Genomic DNA, 21266 nt, shown 5'->3' with positions numbered 1-21266 from the left:
TAGCCGCGGCGTCCGGCGGCTCAGCGGCGCATGAAGGGCGGGACGTCGACGTCGTCGTCGCTGGGGTCGTCGTTCACGGGAAACGACCGGCTGGGCAGGCTGCCCTGCGTCCGGTGCGCCGTGGACGACGTCGGCGACGGAACCGAGTACCCGCGCGATCCCGCGGACGGCAACGAGCCGGACTGACTGCCCTGTCCGGCGGACGGGGTCGCCCTCCTCACCGGAGGCGTCGGGTTGGTGGCCTCGCTGCGCGACCGGGAGGTACCGTCCCGCTGCTCGCGCGACGTCGGGGACAGGGACCCACTGGAGTCCGAGTCGCCGGACGAGCTGCGCGTGCCGAAGGTGCCCGGGTCGAGCTTCTTGTGGGTCGGCGCACCGGCGTCGAAGCCCGCCGCGATCACGGTGACCCGCACCTCGTCGCCGAGGGAGTCGTCGATGATCGTCCCGAAGATGATGTTCGCCTCGGGGTGGGCCGATTCCTGGACCAGGGAGGCCGCCTCGTTGATCTCGAACAGCCCGAGGTCCGAACCACCCGCGATGGACAGCAGAGCACCGTGTGCGCCGTCCATCGACGCCTCCAGCAGCGGCGAGTTTATGGCCTTCTCGGCCGCCTGCACGGCCCGTCCCTCGCCCCTCGCGGAGCCGATGCCCATGAGCGCGCTCCCCGCGCCCGACATCACGCTCTTGACGTCGGCGAAGTCGAGGTTGATCAGACCCGGGGTCGTGATCAGGTCGGTGATGCCCTGGACACCGGACAGCAGGACCTCGTCGGCGGAGCGGAACGCGTCCATCAGGGACACGCCGATGTCGCCGAGCTGCAACAGCCGGTCGTTCGGGATCACGATCAGGGTGTCGCACTCGTTGCGCAGGGCCTGGATGCCGTCCTCCGCCTGCCGCGCACGGCGCTTGCCCTCGAAGGAGAACGGCCGCGTGACCACGCCGATGGTGAGAGCCCCGAGCTTGCGGGCGATCTGCGCGACGACGGGCGCGCCGCCGGTGCCGGTACCACCGCCTTCGCCGGCGGTCACGAAGACCATGTCGGCCCCCTTGAGGACCTCCTCGATCTCCTCGCGATGGTCTTCGGCGGCCTTCTGGCCGACCTCGGGGGACGCGCCCGCGCCGAGGCCCCGCGTGAGTTCGCGGCCGATGTCCAGCTTGACGTCCGCGTCGGACATCAGCAGGGCCTGCGCGTCGGTGTTCACCGCGATGAACTCGACGCCCTTCAGGCCGACCTCGATCATGCGATTCACGGCATTCACACCGCCGCCGCCGATTCCGACGACCTTGATCACCGCGAGGTAATTGTGCGGGGGCGTCATCGGGTTGCCTTCCTGATCGTGGTGGTGCTGTCGTGCATCGGCGCTGGATCGTCGACGAGCGCGGGCCGATCCGCGAGAACCCTGAACCTGAAGTAGAGGTCGAGAGTTATGTCAACTACCAACGTTGCTGACGGACCGTAGGCACACTGCAGCCAGGAATCCAGCAGCCACGCGGCGTGTCGCAAACGTCTTTCGCCACAACGTGTTTCCCCGTGCTCACTCACCTGTCCGTCCATCGAGTAGTTCTCGTAACACGTCCAGGTGTCCGGCATGACGACCCGTCTCCTCGATCAGGTGAGTCAGGACGAACCGAACGCTCACCACTCCCTCGCGGAAGGGCACCTCGTCCTCCAACGCCCGGTTCGCCACGATGTGGCGGCTGCGCTCGCACTGCGCCTCGTAACGGTCGAGCAGAATCGCCAACGGGACATCGAGCGCGCGACGGAACTCGGCGTCCGGGTCGGACGCGAGCGCCTCGGACCACACGTTCGGCTCACCCGCCAGCACGACCTCGAACCAGTAGTGCTCGACGTAGGTGAGATGGCCGACCAGTCCCGACACCGTGGTGAGCTCACTCGGCAACAGCGCTCGGCGAGCCTGCTCGTCGGTCAGGCCCTCGCACTTCCAGCGGATCGTCGCGCGCAGGAAATCGAGGAACCCGCCCAGGGTGTCGCGTTCCGATCCGTTGTGCGGCGGCTCGGGACGCGTGTCGATCTTGCTCACGCGTTCACATTGCCACGTCCCGCTTTCGTCACGAGACGGTGGGCAGCTCCGGGCTCGACACGTCGTACACCTCGCCCTCCCGCGTGAGCAGGACGGCGAGCACCTGGGCCTTCTGCGTGTTCTGGTCGGCGTCGCCCCACCGCACGACCCGACCGTCGGCCAGGTCGAACTCGACGGCACCGGGCGTGCTCGCCCTCGCGGCCACGACCTCGTCGGCGAGTTCGGCGGGCAACGCCGCGAGCACGGTCGTCACCGCCCGCGTCACGTCGTCGGCGGGGCCCGGGTCGAACAGTTCGAGGCGCGGCAGCCCGTCCGGAGGCTCGGGCACGGTCTTGTACGGCACACCGGCCGCGTCGACGAGGCGGAGACCGCGATCGCCGTCGTGGTAGGCGACCGCTCGCCGCTCCGTCACGGTGATCGTGACGGTGGACGGCAGGCTCCGCTCCACCGTCGCCGTCGCGATGTCGGGCAGCGTGGCGACCCGCTCGGCCACCGCGTCGGTGTCCAGGCGCAACAACGGCTCGTTCTCGGCCACCTCGGCAGCCGCGAGCACGTCTCGCTCGGCCACCGTGCGCGCGCCCACCACCTCCACCGTGCTCACCCCGAGGAACGAGGTGAAGAACAGCAGATAGCCGAGGCCCACCACGGTGACGGCGCTCAGCGCGACGATGCGGCGTCGCTGCCTCACCCGGTGGCTGTGCCCCTTCCTCGACCCCGACGCGCCCGACGTCCGCGCAGAACGCCGTCCCGGGGCCGTTCCGCGTCCGGTGCCCCGGGCCGGTCGCGCACCACGGGACGACCCGGTTCCCGTCGCCCGGGAGCGACGGGAACCGCGCTGACGTGTCGTGGCCACGGCGGCGTCGTCCTCAGTGGTCGCGACGGTCCAGCTCGGCGAGTACCTCGGGGCCGAGCTGGGTGACGTCGCCCGCCCCCATCGTCACCACGAGATCACCGGGCTTGACCAGGTCGGCGACCAGGGGAACGACCCGGTCGAAGGCGGGCTCGTAGTGGACGTTCGCACCACGGACCCGCGAGGCCACCAACTCGCCCGTGACCCCGGGCTCGGGGTCCTCACGGGCGCCGTAGACGTCCAGCACGACGACCTCGTCTGCCAGCCCCAGAGCCTCGCCGAACTCGCTCGCGAACGCCTTGGTCCGCGAGTACAGGTGCGGCTGGAACACGACGACGACCCGGCCACTGCCCGCCGCCTGCCGCACCGCCCGCAACTGCGCCTCGACCTCCGTCGGGTGGTGGGCATAGTCGTCGTACACCCGGACGTCGGCGGACCGGCCCTTGTACTCGAACCGGCGACGCACGCCTCCGAAGGCGGCGAGTCCCTCGGCCAGTGCCGTCGGATCGGCACCGAGCTCCAGACCCGCCAGCAACGCGCCCACGGCGTTGAACGCCATGTGCTCGCCGGGGACCGCGACCCGCACCTCGAGTTCCTCACCGCCGAGCACGACCCGCACGACACCGCCGTCCTCGCTCGGGCGGTAGTCGACGACGTGGGCGTCACCGTCGCCCGTGGCCGCCCGACCGTAGCGCCGCACCCGCAGGCCGATGCCGTCGGCGAACGTGGCCAGGTCGGCCGCCGCCGGGTCGTCCACACACACGACCAGCACGCCGTCCGGGTCGATGCGGCGCACGAACTCCGTGAACACCTGGTGGTAAGCCTCGGCCGTACCGTGGTGATCGAGGTGATCGGGCTCGACGTTGGTCACGACGGCCACCGACGGCGTGTACGACAGGAACGACCCGTCGCTCTCGTCGGCCTCCGCCACGAAGATCCCGCCCTCGCCGTGGTGGGCGTTGGCTCCCGACTCGTTGAGGTCACCGCCGATCGCGAAGGACGGGTCCAACCTGCAGTGCTGCAAGGCCACCGTCAGCATCGACGTGGTCGAGGTCTTGCCGTGCGTCCCGGCGATGCAGGCGACGCGGTGCCCCTCCATCAGCGCCGCCAGCGCCTCCGCACGGTGCAACACCGGGATGTCCCGCTCACGGGCGGCGGCGAGTTCGGGGTTGCTCTCCTTGATCGCCGTGGACACGACGATCGCCGACGGCGCGTCGTCGAACACGTCGAGGTTCTCCGCTCGCTGCCCCACCTCGATGCGCGCGCCCTGGGCCCGCAGGGTGAGGAACGCCCGCGAGTCCTTGGCGTCGGAGCCCGACACCCGGGCTCCCCGGGCGAGGAGGATGCGCGCAATCCCGCTCATCCCCGCTCCGCCGATGCCGATCAGATGCGGGCGTCGCAACACCTCGGGCAACTCCCGCACGGTGGGTGTCTCCGTCATGGACCCCAACCTTCCCCCTCGTCGAATGCAGTGCTCAACCAGCTCACCGACCCCTCCCCTCGGCCTGAGCCAACACCATGGCCGCGAGCACCTCGTCGGCTTCCCGGTGCCCCAGACCGACCGCGGCGGCACTCATCCGCGAGAGCCGCTCCGGGTCGGTCACCAGAGGTATCACGAGTTCGGTCACCTTGTCGCTCGTCAGCTCCGCGTCGGGCACCAACAACGCCGCCCCTGCGTCCACGGCGGGCTTCGCGTTGAGAGCCTGCTCGCCGTTGCCGTGGGGGAGCGGGACGAACACCGCGGGCAGACCGACAGCCGAGACCTCCGCCACCGTCATCGCACCCGACCGGCAGAGCACCAGGTCGGTGGCGGCGTAGGCGAGGTCCATGCGCTCCAGGTACGGCACGGGCACGTACGGGGGCTTGCCGGGGAACTCCTGCACCGCGAGCGTGTTCTTGGGCCCGTGCGCGTGCAGCACGGACACCCCGGCGTCGGCGAATTCCCGCGCAGCCTGCGAGACCGCGGTGTTCAGCGAGCGCGCCCCCTGCGAGCCGCCGAACACCAGGAGCACCGGTGCCTCCGGGTCGAGCCCGAAGTGCCGACGCGCCTCGGCGCGTAGCCCCGCCCGGTCGAGAGCCGTGATGGACCGGCGCAGCGGGATGCCCACGACCTCCGCGCCCGGCAGCGACGTGCCGGGCACCGCCGCGACGACCTTGGCGGCGAACCGGGCACCCACCTTGTTGGCGAGCCCCGCGTGCTTGTTGGCCTCGTGGACGACGATCGGCACCCGGCCCCGCGCCGCGAGATAGGCGGGCAGCGAGACGTAGCCGCCGAAGCCCACGACGACGTCCGCCCCGACGCGGTCGAGCACCTCCCGGGTCCGACGCACCGAGTCGGCAACCTTGAGCGGCAACTTCACCAGATCGAACGTCGGCTTGCGCGGCATCGGCACCGGCGGCACCAGCTCCAGCGGATAGCCCCGCGCGGGCACGAGCTTGTTCTCCAACCCGCGCTCGGTGCCGAGCGCGACGACACGGGCGTCCGGACGCAGTCGCATCACCGCGTCCGCGAGCGCCATCGCGGGCTCGATGTGTCCTGCCGTTCCACCGCCCGCCACCACGACGGTCGGAGCCGACGCCGTCGGTACGGCCCCGTTCGGAGAACCGGTCGCGGAGTTCTCAACCATGTCGCCTTCCGACGACTGTGCACGCGGCGTGTCAGCGCCGCCGGGACTTGCCTCGGTCACGTCCGTCCTTCTCCAGTGTCTTCCGCGCGCCGCACCACCGGCGACGCACCACGCCCCTCCGGCGAGCGCCCGCGAACCGCGGGCCACCTCCACCGGACCTCGCTCACCGCCGTCCTCGCCGCGGCACGGTGGTCCGCCGCGCCGTAGTCCGGGAGCTCGTGCGCCGACCGTACTCGGGCGCCGCACGACGACGCTCCCCCGCCACGGCCCGACTCTTGCGGTCCGCGCGCCGGGCTGGACGGCCCGTCCGATTCGACGCCACTCGGTTGCCGCCACGCCGTCGCGCGGGTGGCCGGTACGGCTCCGGCGCAGGCAGTCGCATCAGGCGTCCGAACTTACCGGGACCCTGTGTACGCAACGCCGCGACCGCCTCCGGCTCGTGCCGTGCGCAGTTGGCGAGGATGCCGAACAACAGCATCGTGACGACCAGCGACGTCCCGCCGTAGGAGATGAGGGGAAGCGTCACACCGGTGACGGGCAGCAGCCCCACCACGTAACCGATGTTGACCGCCGCCTGTGACACGACCCACGTCGTGAGAGTCCCCGCGACGATGCGGATCCACGGGTCGAGATTGCGCATCGCGATCCGCAGTCCGACGAAGCCGAGCAGCCCGAACAGTGCGAGCACGACCAGGCAGCCGACGAACCCGAGTTCCTCACCGATCAACGCGAAGATGAAGTCGTGCTGGACGTTCGGCAGGTACATCCACTTCGACTGGCCCTGCCCCAGGCCCTTGCCGAACAGCCCCCCGTCGGCCAGTGCGTACAGCGCCTGGCTCGCCTGCCAGCCTCCCCCGAGGGGATCGGCCTCCGGATCGAGGAACGCCGTCACCCGCTCCAACCGGTACGGCGCCACCACGGCCAGGATCACCGCACCGGCCACAGCGCCCGTGAGGATGAGCCCGAACAGACGTTTCGGTGCCCCTGCGAACCACAGCAGGGCCAACAGCACCACCGCGAGCGTGATCGTGCCCCCGAGGTCCGGCTGGGCCATGACGAGGGCGAACATGAGCAGCGCGGCGGGCACCACGGGGACCAGCAGATGCCGCCACTGGTGCAGCACCTCGTACTTCACCACGAGGACGTGCGCGCCCCACAGCGCCAACGCCACCTTGGCGACCTCCACGGGCTGCAGCGAGACCGGACCGATCACGAACCAGCCCTGCGACCCGTTCGAGTAGGTGCCCAGCGGGGTCAGCACGAGCGCCAGCAAGCCCAGACACACCACCATCGCGGTGGGCGAGAGCTTGCGGATGCGCCCCAACGGCACCCTCACGCCCAACCAGAAGGCGACCGAGCCGACACCGACGAACAACAGATGCTTCTGGAACAGCGCGTACACGCTGCTGTCGCTCCCGCTGTAGGACGACACCGACGACGCCGACAGCACCATCACGGTGCCCAGGGCCGCGAGCGTGCCGCACAGCGCAAGGATGAGATGGAAGTCCGCGAGTGGTCGGGACAACCAGGCTGTCAGAGGCGTGTTCGGCACGACGGGACGGCGATCGGAACGGGCCCTCGGCGACCGTTCCGCGCCACGCTGTCGTGTTCGCCGACTTCGCCGCGTCCGGCTCGACGCCCGCGAGTCGTCGCGACCGGCGCCCACCGCCGTCACCGCGATAGCTCGCCGACCGCCGCCGCGAACGCCTCGCCCCGCGCGGCGTAGTCGCGGAACATGTCCAGCGACGCCGCGGCGGGCGCGAGCAGCACCGTGTCTCCCTGGCGCGCCAGTTCGCGCGCCGATCTCACCGCTGCCGTCATGGGCTCATCGTCACCCGGATCGACGCGTCGGACGGGGACATCCGGCGCGTGTCGCGCGAGAGCCTCCGCGAAGACGTCGGCGTCGGCACCGAGCAGCACCACACCACGCAGCCGTCCTGCCACCGCCTCGACCAGGTCGTCCACGGACGCGCCCTTGAGCAGTCCACCCGCGATCCACACCACGCCGGGGTGGGCCAACAACGAACCCGCCGCGGCGTGCGGGTTGGTGGCCTTCGAGTCGTCGACGTAACGGACGCCGTCGAGTTCGGCCACCTCCACGGCGCGGTGCGCGCCCGGGGTGAACCGCCGCAGTCCCTCGGCGACCGCGTCCGGACTCACCCCGATCGACCGCACCAGAGCGGCCGCCGCCAACGCGTTCGCGACGTTGTGAGGACCTCCGGGGCGGACGTCGCCCACGGTGCCCAGCTCCTCGGCCGTGTGCACCGGGTCCGCCACGAACGCGCGATCGACGAGCAGGTCCTCCACCACGCCGAGTTCACCCGGTCGCGGCGAGTCGAGTGTGAAGCCGACCCGCCGTGCGTCGGCGGATGCGTGCCGGTCCGCCAGCGTCCGCGACCACCGATCGTCCCGATTGGCCACGACCGTGGCGGAACCACCGTGGACACCGCCCTTGGCCTCGGCGTACTCGGACAGCCCGCCGTGCCAGTCGAGATGGTCCTCGGCGACGTTCAGCACGACCGACGCCGCGGGAGCGAGCGTGCTCGACCAGTGGAGCTGGAAACTCGACAGCTCGACGGCCAACGTCGAGTGTCCGGCGAGCACGGCGTCCAGCACGGCGAACCCGACGTTGCCGCAGGCCACGGCGTCGATCCCGGCGGCCCGCAACATGGACTCGACCATGCCGACCGTCGTCGTCTTGCCGTTGGTTCCCGTCACCGCGAGCCACGTCGGCGGGTTCGGCTGCTGCTGCGCGACCCGCCACGCCAGCTCCACGTCGCCGATCACCTCGATGCCCGACGCGGCCGCCGAAGTGAGCAGCGGCGACGTGGGTCGCCAGCCGGGGCTGGTGACCACGAGCCGCGTGCCCTCCGGCGGCGCGTCGAGACCGGGAACGAGCTGGACGTCGAGGTCGTCGAGACGGGCCAGCCGATCGGCGTCGGCGTCGGTGACCGTGACCCGCGCGCCCATGTCGGACAGCGCAGCCGCCACCGAACGTCCGGTCACCCCGGCACCCGCGACACAGACGGCGACCCCGGCGAGATCCATGGCTCGACTCATCCTCCTCCGAGGCCGAGCTGCTCGCTGTAGAACAGCCCGAGCCCGAACATGCAGCACGTCGCCGCCAGCAACCAGAACCGGATGATGACGGTCGTCTCCGCCCAGCCTGCCAGCTCGAAGTGGTGGTGGAACGGAGCCATGCGGAACAGGCGCTTGCGCGTGGTGCGGAACACGGCGATCTGCAGGACCACCGAGATCATCTCGACCACGAACAGGCCACCGATGACGATCGCCAGCAGTTCGGTGCGCGTCGTCATCGACAGACCCGCCACCAGACCACCCAGCGCGAGCGAACCGGTGTCACCCATGAAGATCTTCGCCGGTGCCGCGTTCCACCAGAGGAATCCGATGCAGGCACCCGTCGCGGCGGCCGCGACCACGGCGAGGTCGAGCGGGTCACGCACGTTGTAGCAAGCGGGCTGGAACGCCTCGACACAGCTCAGCCGCGCCTGCCAGAACGAGATCACCACGTAGGTGGCGAGCACCATGGCACCCGCGCCACCGGCGAGGCCGTCGAGCCCGTCGGTGAAGTTCACCGCGTTCGACCAGGCCGACACCAGCAGGTAGCAGAACAGCACGAAGATCGGGATCGGGAAGAAGATCAGCGCGATGTCCCGGGCGTACGACAGGTGCTGCGACGCCGGGGTGAGCCCGTTCGCGTCGGGGAACTGGAGCACCAGGAACGCGAACGCCACCGCCACCACGAGCTGACCGACCAGCTTGGCCGTCTTGTTCAGACCCAGGTTGCGCTGCTTGCGGATCTTGATGAAGTCGTCGAGGAAGCCGACCAGCCCCAGCCCCACGGACAGGAAGAGCACGAGCAGAGCCGACGCGGTCGGTCCCTCGCTCGATCCCCGCCAGTAGTCGACGAGGTGGGCGACGAAGTACCCGACCACCATCGCCACGATGATCGCGACGCCACCCATCGTGGGTGTGCCTCGCTTGGACTTGTGGCCTTCCGGGCCCTCTTCCCTGATCTCCTGTCCGAAACCCTGCTTCGAGAAGAAGCGAATCAGGTACGGCGTGAGCAGGATGGAGACGACCAGTCCCACGGAGGCCGCGATCAAGATGCTGATCACGCTTCAGTCCTCCCGGTCATGGAGCTCCGCTCGGTGTCTCTCGGTGCGTCGTGTCGACTCACGCGCGCCCGTCCTCCTCCAACAGCGCGTCGGCCACCTTCCAGAGCTCGGCGACCTTCGATGCCTTGACAAGAACAACGTCGTCGGGCCGCACTTCCTCGCGCAGCAGCGCGATCGCGGCGTCGGTGTCCGGTACCAGGACCGACTCCTCTCCCCAAGAACCTTCGTGGCTCGCCCCGTGGTGCATGGCGGCTGCGTGCTCGCCCACCACGACGAGCCGGTTGATGTTCAACCGGACGGCAAGCCGACCGATCTCGTCGTGCGCGGACACGCTATCGGCCCCCAGTTCGCCCATGACACCGAGGACCGCCCAAGATCGTCTGGCCGAGGTCATGGACGCCAGCGTCTTCAGCGCCGCCCGCATGGACTCGGGGTTGGCGTTGTAGGAGTCGTTGAGGACGGTGACCCCGTCGGCCCGGGTGGTGACCTCCATCCGACGGTCGGACCGCCGGGTCGCCGCACTCAGCCGCGCGGCGACGTCGGACAGCGGCGTGCCCAGTTCCAGGGCCACCGCCGCCGCGGCGAGGGCGTTGCCGACGTGGTGCTCACCGACGAGCTGCAGCGTCACGGAGGCCCGCTCCGACCCGACCACCAGGTCGAACGACGCGCGCGCGTGCTCGTCGAGGCGCACGTTCTCGGCGCGCACGTCGGCATCACCGCTCTCCCCGACCCGCACGACCCGCGCCCGGGTCCGCGAGGCCATCGCCGACACCAGCGGGTCGTCGGCGTTCAGCACCGCGACGCCGTCGGACGGCAGAGCCTCGACGAGCTCGCCCTTGGTCTTCGCGATACCGGCCTGTGAGCCGAACTCGCCGACGTGGGCGCTGCCGACGTTGAGCACCACACCGATCCGCGGCGGGGCGACGGCGGCCAGCTCGGCGATGTGGCCGGGACCACGAGCCGACAGCTCCAGCACGAGGTGCCGGGTCTCGCGGTCGGCACGCAACGCGGTCCAGGGGTGGCCCAGCTCGTTGTTGAACGACCCCGGGGGCGCGACCGTCGGCCCGAGCGGTTCCAGGAGCTGGGCGATCACGTCCTTGGTGGAGGTCTTGCCGGAGGAACCGGTGACCCCGACGACCGTGAGATCGGACTCGGACAGGCGCGTCACGACGTGCCGAGCGAGGGCACCGAGCGCGGCGAGGACCGCCGCCCCGGATCCGTCGGTGTCGCCGGTCAGCGCCACGGACCGTTCGTGCGCCCGTCCCGGGGGCAGCGGCGGGACGATCACGGCGGGAGCATCCACCTCGCGGGCGGCCAGCACCCCGACCGCGCCGCGCTCCACCGCGGCCGCCGCGAAGTCGTGGCCGTCGGCCCGCTCGCCGGGCAGCGCCACGAACAATCCGCCGTCGGTGAGCTTGCGCGAATCGAACTCGACCGAGCCGGTGACCCGCTCCGACCCGTCGGCGCGGTGCAGCCGACCCCCGACGACCTCGGCGATCTCTGTGAGCGTGAGCTCGATCATTCCGTGACTCCCAGCCTTTCGCGGATGGCGGCCTCCAGTTCGTCGCGGTCGGAGAAGGGGTGGACCACGCCACCGATCTCCTGTCCGCTCTCGTGACCCTTGCCCGCGATGAGAACGACGTCCCCGTCCTCGGCGCGTCGCACCGCTTCCGCGATGGCCGTGCGGCGGTCGCCGATCTCGACGACCTCACCGCCCTCCGCGGGACCGACGGCACGGGCGCCCGCCAACATCGCCTCCCGGATGGCGGCCGGATCCTCGCTACGCGGATTGTCGTCGGTCACGATCAGCACGTCGCTGCCACGCACGGCGGCCTCGCCCATCATCGGACGCTTGGCGGTGTCCCGGTCGCCACCGCAACCGAGGACCGTGATGATGCGACCGTGGGTCCGGGCCCGCAGAGCCTGCAGTGCCTGCGCCACCGCCGCGGGCTTGTGGGCGTAGTCCACCACCGCCGTGAACGGCTGGCCGAGAAACACCCGCTCCATCCGGCCGGGCACCTCCACCGCACCCAGCCCGGCGACGATGTCGTCGAGGTCGACCCCGACGGTGTCCAGCACGGCGGCGGCGAGCACGGCGTTGGCGACGTTGAACGCGCCCGGCAGCGGCAACAGGGCCTTCGCCCGCCGCCCGTCCGGCGCGTGCAGGACGAACGACTGTTCCCCCGTGGCGGCCGAGGCGATGTCCGTGGCCCGCCAGGTGGCATCGCTGTCGGCCTCCGTGGACACCGTCACCGTCTGCGGAGTGACCAGCGCCTGCCCCCACGCACTGTCGACGACCACGACCTCGTGCGTCGAGCGGCCGTCGAACAGCATCGACTTGGCCTCGAAGTAGTCCTCCATGTCGCGGTGGAAGTCCAGGTGATCCTGCGAGAGGTTGGTGAAGGCGCCGACGGCGAACCGCGTGCCGTTGACCCGACCCAACGCGAGCGCGTGGCTCGACACCTCCATGGCCACGTGCGTGACCCCACGCTCGACCATCACCGCGAACAGGGCCTGCAGGTCGGGCGCCTCGGGGGTCGTGAACGCGCTGGCCAGCCGTTCGGTGCCGATGCGCGTCTCGACCGTGCCCACCAAGCCGGTGTGGTGGCCCGCCGCCCGCAGCCCCGACTCCACGAGGTAGCTCGTGGTCGTCTTGCCGGACGTGCCCGTGATGCCCACCACGGACAACGTCAACGACGGCTCGCCGTAGATCCAGGCGGCGACGGCGCCGAGCACGCCACGCGGATCGGCGTGGACGAGCACGGGCAGGCCGGCCTCCCGCACGGCGGGGCGAGCAGCTCCCTCCTCGTCGGTCAGGATCGCCACGGCGCCTCCGGCGACCGCGTCGGCGACGAAGTCCGCGCCGTGGACACGGGCACCCGGGAGCGCGGCGAACAGGTCGCCGGGGAGGACGTGCTGTGCCCGCAACGTCGCCCCGGTCACCGCGACGCTCTCGGCGTCGGCCGGGTCGGCGATGAGGCGTGCGTCCGCCCTCGCGACCAGCGTGGTCAGCGGCACGGGTTCGATCAGCCTCGGGCGGGGCGGCGCCACCGCGATACCCGCCTGCTTGTGCTGGGGTGATCGCTCCTGGGAGCGCGCCTCGTCGTTGTTCACAGACACGCCGGAAGGTTACCGGCGAGGTCGGTGAGCCGCTGACCCGCCCGCACGGCCGTGTGGAGGCCTCCATACCCGCCGTCGACACCCTCCTGCCCGCTCGTCGGGAGGACTGGCGGCGGCGCGATCGCGGACGGTCGACCCGCGCCCCCGCACGGTGCTCGACACGTCGTGCACCGGGGTCGATCCGCGCACCGTCTGCGCAGGAAGCAGGTGATCGGCCCGCGCTACGCGCCGCGGGTCGACTCCCGCTGCTCGGTCGGCGTCGTGATCTTCCGCAACCGCCGTGGCCCCGTGTCGGGCCGCGACGGCGGCGGCCCCAACACGATGCGCGCGTTCGTGACGAACGCTCCCTCGGGTGAGGCCAGTACCGGGTCCAACGACAACGAGCGAACCTCCGGGAGATCCTCCGCGAGCGCGGCCACGCGCAGCACGAGGTCCTGCAGGGCGGCGAGGTCGGCAGGCTCGTCCCCCCGGTAGCCGGTGAGCAACGGCGCCGTCCGAGGTTCCCGCACCAACGTCTCCGCGTCGGTGTCGGTCAGCGGCACCGCCCGGAACGCCTGGTCGCCCAACAGAGTGCTCACCACTCCGGACAACCCGAACGACACGAGCGTGCCGAACGACGGGTCGTCCTGCAGCCCGATCGCGCACGACACCCCCTTGGGCGCCATGCGCTGCACGTACACCTCATCGCGTCCCGACACCTCGCGCAGGTCCCGGTACGCCACGCGAACCGAATCCGGTGTGGACAAATCGAGCCGGACGCCCGCGAAGTCCGCACGGTCGCGAAGGCGATCGTCGTACGCCTTCAACGTCACCGGGTAACCCAGTTCCTCCGCCGCTGCGACGGCATCGTCCACTCCGGACACCACCCGGAACGACACGACGTCGATGCCGTAGCACCCCAGCAGCCGCACCATGTCGTCCACACCGACCACGACGGTGCCGTCCTCGGCGGACAGGGCTCCGACCAACTCCCGCACCAACGCCTCGGCCCCGTGGACGTCCAGCCCGTCGGGCCGCACCACGGTGCCCTGCGGACGCCGACGCCACTCGGCGTAGCGCACGACCCGCGCCAACGCGTTCACCGCGCGCTCCGGGCTCGGGTACGAGGGGATCGACCCGAACACCACGGTGCCGTCCTCCGAGGTGACCGCCAACTCGTCCGGGACGCCCTCCGCTGCGAGGAAGGTCGACACGATGGGCTTCTCGGGCGTCGTGGGCGTGGCCAGCACCGTCTCGCGCAACGCGCGGGCATAGGCGGTGCCCGGGGTCGCCACCGGCGGGACGAAGACGACGACCAACGCGTCGACGTCCGGGGAGGCGAGCGCGGTTCCCACCGCCTCGGCGAACTTCTCCGGCGGTGCCTGCGACCCGACGTCCACCGGCTCGATCCCGAGGCTCAAGCCCTGCGCCTTCGCCGTGTCGGCGGCCAGCAGGGCGATCGCCGACGAATTGCCGACGATGCCGATGCGCGAGCCCGAGGGCAGCGGTTGGTTGGCGAACACGAGCGCCGTGTCGAACAGCTGCGCCAACGTGTCGACCCGCACCACCCCGGCCTGCTCGAACAGCGCCTGCACACTCGACTCGTCGATCTCGGTGGACGTCGCCGCGAGCTGCGGTCGGACCGCGTGCCGCCCGGACTTCACCGCCACCACGGGCTTCGTCCGGGCCAGCCTGCGGGCCAGGCGGGCGAACTTGCGCGGGTTGCCGAACGACTCCAGGTACAGCAGCACCACGTCGGTGTGCGGATCGGTCTCCCAGTACTGCAACAGGTCGTTGCCGGAGACGTCGGCCCGGTTGCCCGCCGAGACGAACGTCGACAGCCCCAGTCCGCGTGCCTCGGCGTCGGCCAGGATCGCGATGCCCAACGCACCCGACTGGCAGAAGAACCCGGTGCGACCTCGCCTCGGCAGGCGGGGCGCGAGCGTCGCGTTGAGCCGCACCTTCGGGTCGGTGTTCAGCACCCCGAGTGCGTTCGGACCCACCACCCGCATGCCGTGGGCACGCGCGTCGCTCACCAGCCGCAGCTCGGCGTCCAGCCCGTGCGGCCCGGACTCCGCGAAACCGGCGGACACGATCACCAGCGCGTGCACGCCCTTGGCCAACGCCCCGTCGAGCACCTCCGCCACCTGGTCCGCGGGCACGGCCACGACCGCGAGGTCGACCGGGTCGGGAATCTCCAGCACCGACTTGTAGGCCCGCACCCCGCGCACCGAGACGTGTTCCGGGTTCACCGGGTACACCGGGCCCGTGAAGTCGGCCGCGAGCAGGTTCGACAGCACCGCGTAGCCGATCTTGGTCGAGTCGGTGGAGGCGCCGATCACCGCCACCGAGCGCGGGTGGAGGAGGTTGTGCACGCTCCGCGCCTCGGCGGCCTGCTCCCTCGCCCGCGCCACCGCCACCGACTCGTCGGTGGGATCGATGTCGAACTCGAGGTGCAACAGACCTTCCTCGAACGCCCTGCTGACCTGGTAACCCGCGTCCCGGAACACCCGTGTCATCGCCGTGTTCTCGGCCAACACCTCGGCGACGAACCGCCGCAGCCCGCACTCCGACGCGGCGGCGGCGAGATGTTCGAGCAGGATCGATCCGAGCCCGCGTCCCTGGTGGGCGTCGTCCACCACGAACGCCACCTCGGCCGACGTCGCGTTGATGCGCTCGTACCGGCCCACCGCCACGATGTCGTCGCCGAGCAGTGCCACGAACGCGACCCGGTCGTGGTGGTCGACCGTCGTGAACCGCTTCAGGTCCCGCGCGGGTATCCGTGGATAGGCCCCGAAGTAGCGCAGGTAGCGCGTCCGTTCCGACAGCCGCGCGTGCAGGGCGACGATGCGGTCGGCGTCCGTCGGCACGATCGGCCGCAGGTGCACGGTGCGGCCGTCGGCCAGCACCACGTCGGCCTCCCAGTGCCTGGGATAGTCGAACGGGTCGCGTCCGCCGTCACCGTCGGCGCGCACACCGTCGGGAGCCTCACCCATCGGGGCCATCGATTCACCTCAGTCCCTCGGGTCGTCGGGGTCGAGTCCGTGCAGGGGGAACACGGCGCGGCGGGTATCCCTGATCGCGACGTCGACGGCGTCGTCGAGACCGTCGCCCCACCACGCGAACGTCGGCTCCTCGCCGTCGGCCTCGTCGGTCATCCTGGCCGGGACCTCCGCCTTCGGGGCCAGGGCGAGGACCTGCTCCGTCCAGCCGCGGGGCAACGGAGTCGTCGGGGCCACGTCGCGATCCAACACCGTCGCCAGCAGGTGTGTCCACGACCGGGGCACGACCCGGATCAACTGGTAACCGCCGCCACCCACGGCGAGCCATCGGCCCTCCGCGAACCGGTCCGCCAGTTCTCGAAGGGTGCGGTAGATGGTGCGGTGGCCGTCCACGGAGAGGGACAGATCCGCCAGTGGGTCCTCCTCGTGGGAGTCCACGCCGCACTGCGTCACTAGGATCTGCGGCCGGAACGCCTCCAGCAGCGACGGAACGACCGCGTGAAAGGCACGCAGCCACCCGGCGTCCTTCGTCGCGGGCGGCAACGGGATGTTGACGGCGTACCCCTCGCCGTCCTCCACGCCGGTCTCGGCGGAATACCCGGTGCCGGGGAACAACGTGAAGGGGTGCTGGTGCAACGACACGGTCAACACTCGCGGATCGCCGTAGAACGCGGTCTGCACGCCGTCGCCGTGGTGCACGTCGGTGTCGACGTAGGCGATGCGGTCGAAGCCGTGGTCGAGCAGCCACGAGATCGCCACCGCGCAGTCGTTGTAGACACAGAAACCCGACGCCCTGTCGGGCATGGCGTGATGCAGTCCGCCCGCGATGTTCACCGCCCGCATCGCCTGTCCTTCGGCGAGACAACGGGCCCCCACCAGCGTGGAGCCCACCACCAACGAGGACGCCTCGTGCATGTCCGTGAACACCGGGTTGTCCGGTGTGCCCAACCCGTGTCCCACGTCCCATCCCGCCATGGGCGCCTGCTTGACCGCCTCCACGTACTCGGCCACGTGAGCGCGGTAGAGCTCCTCGGTCTCCGCAGGCTCCGGCACGACGAACGGCACGTCCTCCAAGACGCCGAGTGCCGTGGCGAGCCGGATCGTGAGATCGAGCCGGACCGGGTTGAACGGATGGTCGTCGCCCAGCTTGTAGGCGAGCAGTGCGGGGTCCCAGACGACGGCCGAGCGCGACATGGCCCGAGCTTAGGGGCTCGAACGCCCGAGCGGGAGATCGTCGAGGTTCATGACCCCGCTCTCCAGGACCGCCCCGCATCAGGCGCTCCGCTCCCGCGCGGCCACGTTCCTGCTCGGCCGGTCGTCCCCGCCCGGTCTCTCCGCTACCGGCGAGCAGGGAAGCGGGAGGAAGGATCAGCCCGGCTCGGGACCGGTCGCCGCGGGCCGCGTCGGGTCGGCAGCCCAGTTCGACCACGAGCCCGCGTACAGGGCGGCGGGTCGATCGGGGTCGGACAAACCGGCCCATTCGAGTGCCAGGACCACCGAGCATGCGGTCACCCCGGACCCGCAGTACGCACCCACCGGCACACCGGGCCGGACACCGATTCCTTCGTAGTGCCGAGCCAACTCCTCGGGCGAGCGCCACCGTCCGTCGTCGCCGACATGGGCGGCGAACGGGGCGTTGACCGCACCGGGCACGTGCCCCGCCCGCGGATCGACCGGTTCGGTCTCGCCCGTGTAGCGCTGCGGAGCCCGCGCGTCGAGCAACAGGCCCTGCCGAGCCCGCTCCGCCGCCTGTGTCGCGTCGAGCACGGCAACCGACCCGGGCCGCACCACGATGTTCCCCGGCTCGGGGCTGGGCGTGTCGCGGCTGACCGGCCGTCCCTCCGACTGCCACGCGGCGAACCCACCGCCGAGCACCGCCGCCTCGCGATGCCCGGCCCAACGCAGCAACCACCAGGCGCGCGCCGCGACCGATCCGTCGGCGTCGTCGTACGCCACCACCGCACGGTTCTCGCTCACCCCGGCGGCGCGGAGGGTTCGCTGCAGACTCTCGGGGTCGGGGAGCGGGTGCCTGCCACGCGGCCCGGGCGCGTCCGCGAGATCGCCGTCCACGTCGAGGAACACCGCCCCGGGGATGTGGCCTTCGTCGTAGGACTCGCGTCCGGGTGGACCGGTCAGCCGCCATCGCACGTCGAGCACGATCGGTTGTGCGTCGGTCGCCAACCGCTGCGCCAGTTCGGAGGTCGAGATCACGGGTCGCATGCCCCCATCCTGCCCGCAACGGGTCTCGACGGCGCGTGACCTCAGCGTCGAGACCAGCCACTACCATGGTCAGGGGCGAACAAAGGGGACAGGCGTGAACGATCTCATCGATACCACCGAGATGTACTTGCGCACTATCTACGAGCTCGAAGAGGAGGGCGTGGTGCCGCTGCGCGCCCGCATCGCGGAGCGGCTGCACCAGAGTGGGCCCACCGTGAGCCAGACCGTGGCGCGCATGGAGCGGGACGGCCTCGTCGTCGTCGCCGACGACCGACACCTCCAACTCACCGATCACGGGCGTGAGCTCGCGGTCGCGGTCATGCGGAAGCATCGGCTCGCCGAACGGCTGCTCGTCGACGTCATCGGGCTCGAATGGGAGCACGTGCACAACGAGGCGTGTCGGTGGGAACACGTCATGAGCGAGGCGGTGGAACGCAAGCTCATCACGTTGCTCAACAACCCCACCACCTCTCCGTACGGCAACCCGATCCCGGGTCTCGACAAGCTCGACGCCGACAGCGAACCCGCTCCCCCCGCTGAGGCCGGTCTCGTCCGACTGGACGAAGTGGCCAAGACGGGTGGCGGCAAGGTCGAGATCCGTCGCATCGCCGAGCACGTGCAGCTCGACGAGAACCTGATGGGCCAACTGCGGGCCGTCGGTGTGGTGCCGGGGCGGACCGTCACCATCAGCGGTCTCACGGCCGGTGATTCCACCGTCGAGGTCACCGACGGCACTTCGGCCGCGCGCATTCCTACCTCCGCGCTGCACGCGGTACTCGCGCAGGCACGCTGACCCCGTCGGTCGGCGACGGCCGTACCGCCGATCACGGCGACGACCGGCCTCGCCTCGACCGAGGCGAACGACGCCGCGCCACCTCGTCGCGGCGTCGTCACCGCCCGTCCCGTTCGCACCACTCCGCCCGACGACGACACGTCTCACGACGACCACGTCGGCGTCCCACGCTCCACCGTCGACGTCCCGCCTTCGCACCGACGGATCACCTCCTTCCCGCGGTCGCCGCGTCAGCTCTCACGCCCCGCTCGTGTCCGATACCTGCGTCGTTCCGGCGCTCCGTCCGCGCCGCCGACCCCCCTCTCCTGGCCACCCCGCGAGGGGTGCACACTGTCGCCTCGTACCGGTTTGACACGTACTCCCATTCGAGAAAGGGCCCGCACGAATGCCCACCGACACCCCGACGTCGAGCACGCCCATGAAACTCGTTGTCACGGGCGGCGCAGGCTATATCGGTAGCGTGTGCACGGCTCGGCTACTCGAGGCGGGCCACGAGGTCACCGTCGTCGACGACCTCTCGACGGGCCATGCGGATGCCGTTCCGGACGGAGCCCGCTTCGTCCAGGGTGACGCCGCCGAGGTCGCCGGGACCCTCCTCGCCGAGGGCTTCGACGGCGTGCTGCACTTCGCCGCCAAGAGCCTCGTCGGCGAGTCCATGCAGGACCCCGGCACCTACTGGCGGGGCAACGTCCTCACCTCCCTCCGGCTGCTCGACGCGATGCGGACGCACGGGGTGCCCCGGCTGGTGTTCTCCTCGACCGCGGCAACCTACGGCGAGCCCGAGGTGACGCCGATCCCGGAGACCGCGCCGACCGACCCCACCAACACGTACGGCGCCACCAAGCTCGCCATCGACCACGCCATCACGAGCTACGCGCGCGCCCACGGACTCGCGGCGGCGAGCCTGCGGTACTTCAACGTGGCGGGCGCCTACGGCGCGTACGGTGAGCGGCACACCACCGAGACCCACCTCATCCCGCTCATCCTTCAGGTGGCCACCGGGAACCGTGCCCAGGTGCAGATCTACGGCGACGACTACCCGACCGAGGACGGCACGGCCATCCGCGACTACATCCACGTGGTCGACCTCGCCGACGCCCACCTGCTGGCGCTCGCGCACGCAACCCCCGGCAGGCACGACATCTTCAACCTGGGCAACGGAACCGGCTTTTCGGTGCGTCAGGTGATCGACGCCTGCCGCGAAGTCACCGGCCACGACATTCCCGCCGCGGTGACGCAGCGCCGCGCCGGTGACCCCGCCATCCTCGTGGCCGCCAGCGACAAGGCGCAGTCCGAGCTCGGCTGGAAGCCGCAGCACACCGATCTCGGCGGCATCGTCGCCGACGCGTGGGAGTTCACCCGTCGTCGGCAGGAGAGCCGGCAGTAGGAGGTCTGGCCACCTCGTGCGGCGAGCACCGACTGGACGGCCCCTTCTCCTTCGGCGCCGTCCAGATCGACTCCTCGTCGCACGACGTGGCGAGGCCGGCGAGCTTCTCCGGAGGCAGGCCATGATCGAGTGCCTGCCGCAACAAGCCTGACAGCAGGTGGTCCGGGTCGGCGTCCCGCGCGGCGTCGAGGGCCATGCCCGCGAGCGCCCCTTCCCCACGCACGTAGGCGGAGTACGCCAACAAGGTGGCGGGTTCGGCGCGTTGCGGCGTCGGGGTGTGTTTCGTCAGCAAGAGCCACAGCCGCTCGGCCGTCGCCGCGCCCGGGCTGTCGACGGGAAGAGCGGTGGCCAGACACGCGTCGCGGATCTTCGGCTGGGACAGCGCCACGGCCAGCTCGACAACCTCCGTGTCGGACAGGTGCAGAGTCCCCTTCCACGCCCGGGCCAACACGGTACGGACCGCGGACCGCCCCCGTCGCAGCGCGGCCACGTCGTCGCGACCTCCTCCGGACGACCGTCGACGCAGCATCGCCGCCCGTCGCTCCAACACCTCGGGCGCCACGGGATGGAGCTGCCGTTCCATCTCCGCCCTGCTGCGGTGGGTGACCAGCCCGGCGTGGGCGCTCACGGCAGCCATCACCGTGCTCCGAGGGTCGGGCAGGTGGCCCGCACAGCACGACTGCTCGTAACAACGCCACGGAGCCCCCGCCCGAATCCTCGGTACCCACAGCGCGTGCAGCACGGGAAGCCCCGCCTGTCCGAACACTGCGCTGACCGCGGCGACGACAGCACGAGCGGGCGGTCCCGGGGTTCCTTCGGTTCGAGTACCACCGACGACGATCACGGTCACCGCGACCGAGTCGTGCGTCAACGGACCGAGAAGGTGCCGGGCCAACGCGGTCTCGTCTCCGGGCGAGGGCAGATCGGCCCGCACGATGTTGCCGATCCGCACTCCCGTCCGACCGCGATGCCCGACCAGTACCAGCGATTCGGCGGGGTCGAAGCCCAAGAGGTGCGGTGTGGCTGCCAGCAACTCCCCCGGGTCACGGAGGTCGATGGGGGCGCGGTCTGCGGTCTGGGAGTCGGTCGTGGAAGAAGGAGTCATGC

Annotated in this window: 16 protein-coding genes; 2 read left to right on the top strand and 14 right to left on the bottom strand. The window is 70.9% G+C overall.

Annotated elements, in window-relative coordinates; all coding sequences use genetic code 11:
* Window positions 1-20: 20 nt before the first annotated feature.
* The 13 genes from ftsZ to JAV51_RS18640 all read right to left on the bottom strand — a co-directional run bounded on the left by ftsZ (window position 21) and on the right by JAV51_RS18640 (window position 17979).
* Window positions 21-1319, bottom strand: coding sequence for a cell division protein FtsZ (gene ftsZ, locus JAV51_RS18700; RefSeq protein WP_197322044.1), 1299 nt, complete (start codon window positions 1317-1319; stop codon window positions 21-23).
* A 216-nt stretch (window positions 1320-1535) separates the two neighbouring features.
* On the bottom strand, window positions 1536-2042 hold the full coding sequence (locus JAV51_RS18695) for a DinB family protein (RefSeq protein WP_197322043.1): 507 nt from the start codon (window positions 2040-2042) through the stop codon (window positions 1536-1538).
* Window positions 2043-2070: 28 nt separating this feature from the next.
* Complete coding sequence (locus tag JAV51_RS18690) at window positions 2071-2730, bottom strand: FtsQ-type POTRA domain-containing protein (protein WP_307845929.1); 660 nt, start codon at window positions 2728-2730, stop codon at window positions 2071-2073.
* A 178-nt stretch (window positions 2731-2908) separates the two neighbouring features.
* On the bottom strand, window positions 2909-4333 hold the full coding sequence (gene murC, locus JAV51_RS18685) for a UDP-N-acetylmuramate--L-alanine ligase (protein ID WP_197322041.1): 1425 nt from the start codon (window positions 4331-4333) through the stop codon (window positions 2909-2911).
* Between the two features lie 43 nt (window positions 4334-4376).
* Entirely contained in the window at window positions 4377-5519 is a 1143-nt protein-coding gene (murG, locus tag JAV51_RS18680; RefSeq protein WP_197322040.1) for an undecaprenyldiphospho-muramoylpentapeptide beta-N-acetylglucosaminyltransferase, read from the bottom strand.
* 163 nt (window positions 5520-5682) lie between these two features.
* Window positions 5683-7071, bottom strand: coding sequence for a putative lipid II flippase FtsW (gene ftsW, locus JAV51_RS18675; protein WP_307845928.1), 1389 nt, complete (start codon window positions 7069-7071; stop codon window positions 5683-5685).
* Window positions 7072-7190: 119 nt separating this feature from the next.
* Window positions 7191-8567, bottom strand: coding sequence for a UDP-N-acetylmuramoyl-L-alanine--D-glutamate ligase (murD, locus tag JAV51_RS18670; RefSeq protein ID WP_231642658.1), 1377 nt, complete (start codon window positions 8565-8567; stop codon window positions 7191-7193).
* A gap of 8 nt (window positions 8568-8575) precedes the next feature.
* On the bottom strand, window positions 8576-9658 hold the full coding sequence (gene mraY / locus JAV51_RS18665; RefSeq protein WP_197322037.1) for a phospho-N-acetylmuramoyl-pentapeptide-transferase: 1083 nt from the start codon (window positions 9656-9658) through the stop codon (window positions 8576-8578).
* A gap of 58 nt (window positions 9659-9716) precedes the next feature.
* Entirely contained in the window at window positions 9717-11180 is a 1464-nt protein-coding gene (murF, locus tag JAV51_RS18660) for a UDP-N-acetylmuramoyl-tripeptide--D-alanyl-D-alanine ligase (RefSeq protein ID WP_197322036.1), read from the bottom strand.
* Window positions 11177-12772 carry a UDP-N-acetylmuramoyl-L-alanyl-D-glutamate--2,6-diaminopimelate ligase gene (locus tag JAV51_RS18655; protein WP_374059074.1) on the bottom strand — a complete coding sequence of 532 codons (1596 nt, stop codon included), beginning with the start codon at window positions 12770-12772 and terminating at the stop codon, window positions 11177-11179. Before JAV51_RS18655 ends, murF begins: the two co-directional genes overlap by 4 nt.
* A 227-nt stretch (window positions 12773-12999) precedes the next feature.
* Entirely contained in the window at window positions 13000-15762 is a 2763-nt protein-coding gene (locus tag JAV51_RS18650) for a GNAT family N-acetyltransferase (protein ID WP_374059069.1), read from the bottom strand.
* A 9-nt stretch (window positions 15763-15771) separates the two neighbouring features.
* Window positions 15772-16953, bottom strand: a complete 1182-nt coding sequence (locus JAV51_RS18645) for an acetoin utilization protein AcuC (RefSeq protein WP_197322035.1) — start codon at window positions 16951-16953, stop codon at window positions 15772-15774.
* A gap of 174 nt (window positions 16954-17127) precedes the next feature.
* On the bottom strand, window positions 17128-17979 hold the full coding sequence (locus JAV51_RS18640) for a sulfurtransferase (RefSeq protein WP_197322034.1): 852 nt from the start codon (window positions 17977-17979) through the stop codon (window positions 17128-17130).
* A gap of 94 nt (window positions 17980-18073) precedes the next feature.
* On the opposite strand from JAV51_RS18640, the gene JAV51_RS18635 reads away from it, so the two are divergent.
* Window positions 18074-18772 (top strand): metal-dependent transcriptional regulator, encoded by a 699-nt coding sequence (locus JAV51_RS18635; RefSeq protein ID WP_197322033.1) that lies wholly within the window; start codon window positions 18074-18076, stop codon window positions 18770-18772.
* Window positions 18773-19157: 385 nt separating this feature from the next.
* Complete coding sequence (gene galE / locus JAV51_RS18630; RefSeq protein WP_197322032.1) at window positions 19158-20159, top strand: UDP-glucose 4-epimerase GalE; 1002 nt, start codon at window positions 19158-19160, stop codon at window positions 20157-20159.
* Here galE and JAV51_RS18625 read toward each other — a convergent pair.
* Entirely contained in the window at window positions 20128-21264 is a 1137-nt protein-coding gene (locus JAV51_RS18625; protein ID WP_197322031.1) for a DUF4192 domain-containing protein, read from the bottom strand. The genes galE and JAV51_RS18625 overlap by 32 nt on opposite strands.
* Window positions 21265-21266: the final 2 nt, after the last annotated feature.

The organism is Saccharomonospora sp. NB11 (assembly GCF_015910535.1).
In the GTDB taxonomy this organism is placed as follows: domain Bacteria; phylum Actinomycetota; class Actinomycetes; order Mycobacteriales; family Pseudonocardiaceae; genus Saccharomonospora.
Note: the sequence above shows the minus strand (reverse complement) of the source record. Positions and strands in the feature narration are given on the sequence as shown.

What these genes read in the sequence shown, in the direction of transcription:
- ftsZ (WP_197322044.1), bottom strand. Translation starts at nt 1,319, where the DNA reads ATGACGCCCCCGCACAATTACCTCGCGGTGATCAAGGTCGTCGGAATC.
- murC (WP_197322041.1), bottom strand. Translation starts at nt 4,333, where the DNA reads ATGACGGAGACACCCACCGTGCGGGAGTTGCCCGAGGTGTTGCGACGC.
- murG (WP_197322040.1), bottom strand. Translation starts at nt 5,519, where the DNA reads ATGGTTGAGAACTCCGCGACCGGTTCTCCGAACGGGGCCGTACCGACG.
- murD (WP_231642658.1), bottom strand. Translation starts at nt 8,567, where the DNA reads ATGGATCTCGCCGGGGTCGCCGTCTGTGTCGCGGGTGCCGGGGTGACC.
- murF (WP_197322036.1), bottom strand. Translation starts at nt 11,180, where the DNA reads ATGATCGAGCTCACGCTCACAGAGATCGCCGAGGTCGTCGGGGGTCGG.
- JAV51_RS18650 (WP_374059069.1), bottom strand. Translation starts at nt 15,762, where the DNA reads ATGGCCCCGATGGGTGAGGCTCCCGACGGTGTGCGCGCCGACGGTGAC.
- JAV51_RS18645 (WP_197322035.1), bottom strand. Translation starts at nt 16,953, where the DNA reads ATGTCGCGCTCGGCCGTCGTCTGGGACCCCGCACTGCTCGCCTACAAG.
- JAV51_RS18640 (WP_197322034.1), bottom strand. Translation starts at nt 17,979, where the DNA reads ATGCGACCCGTGATCTCGACCTCCGAACTGGCGCAGCGGTTGGCGACC.
- galE (WP_197322032.1), top strand. Translation starts at nt 19,158, where the DNA reads ATGCCCACCGACACCCCGACGTCGAGCACGCCCATGAAACTCGTTGTC.
- JAV51_RS18625 (WP_197322031.1), bottom strand. Translation starts at nt 21,264, where the DNA reads ATGACTCCTTCTTCCACGACCGACTCCCAGACCGCAGACCGCGCCCCC.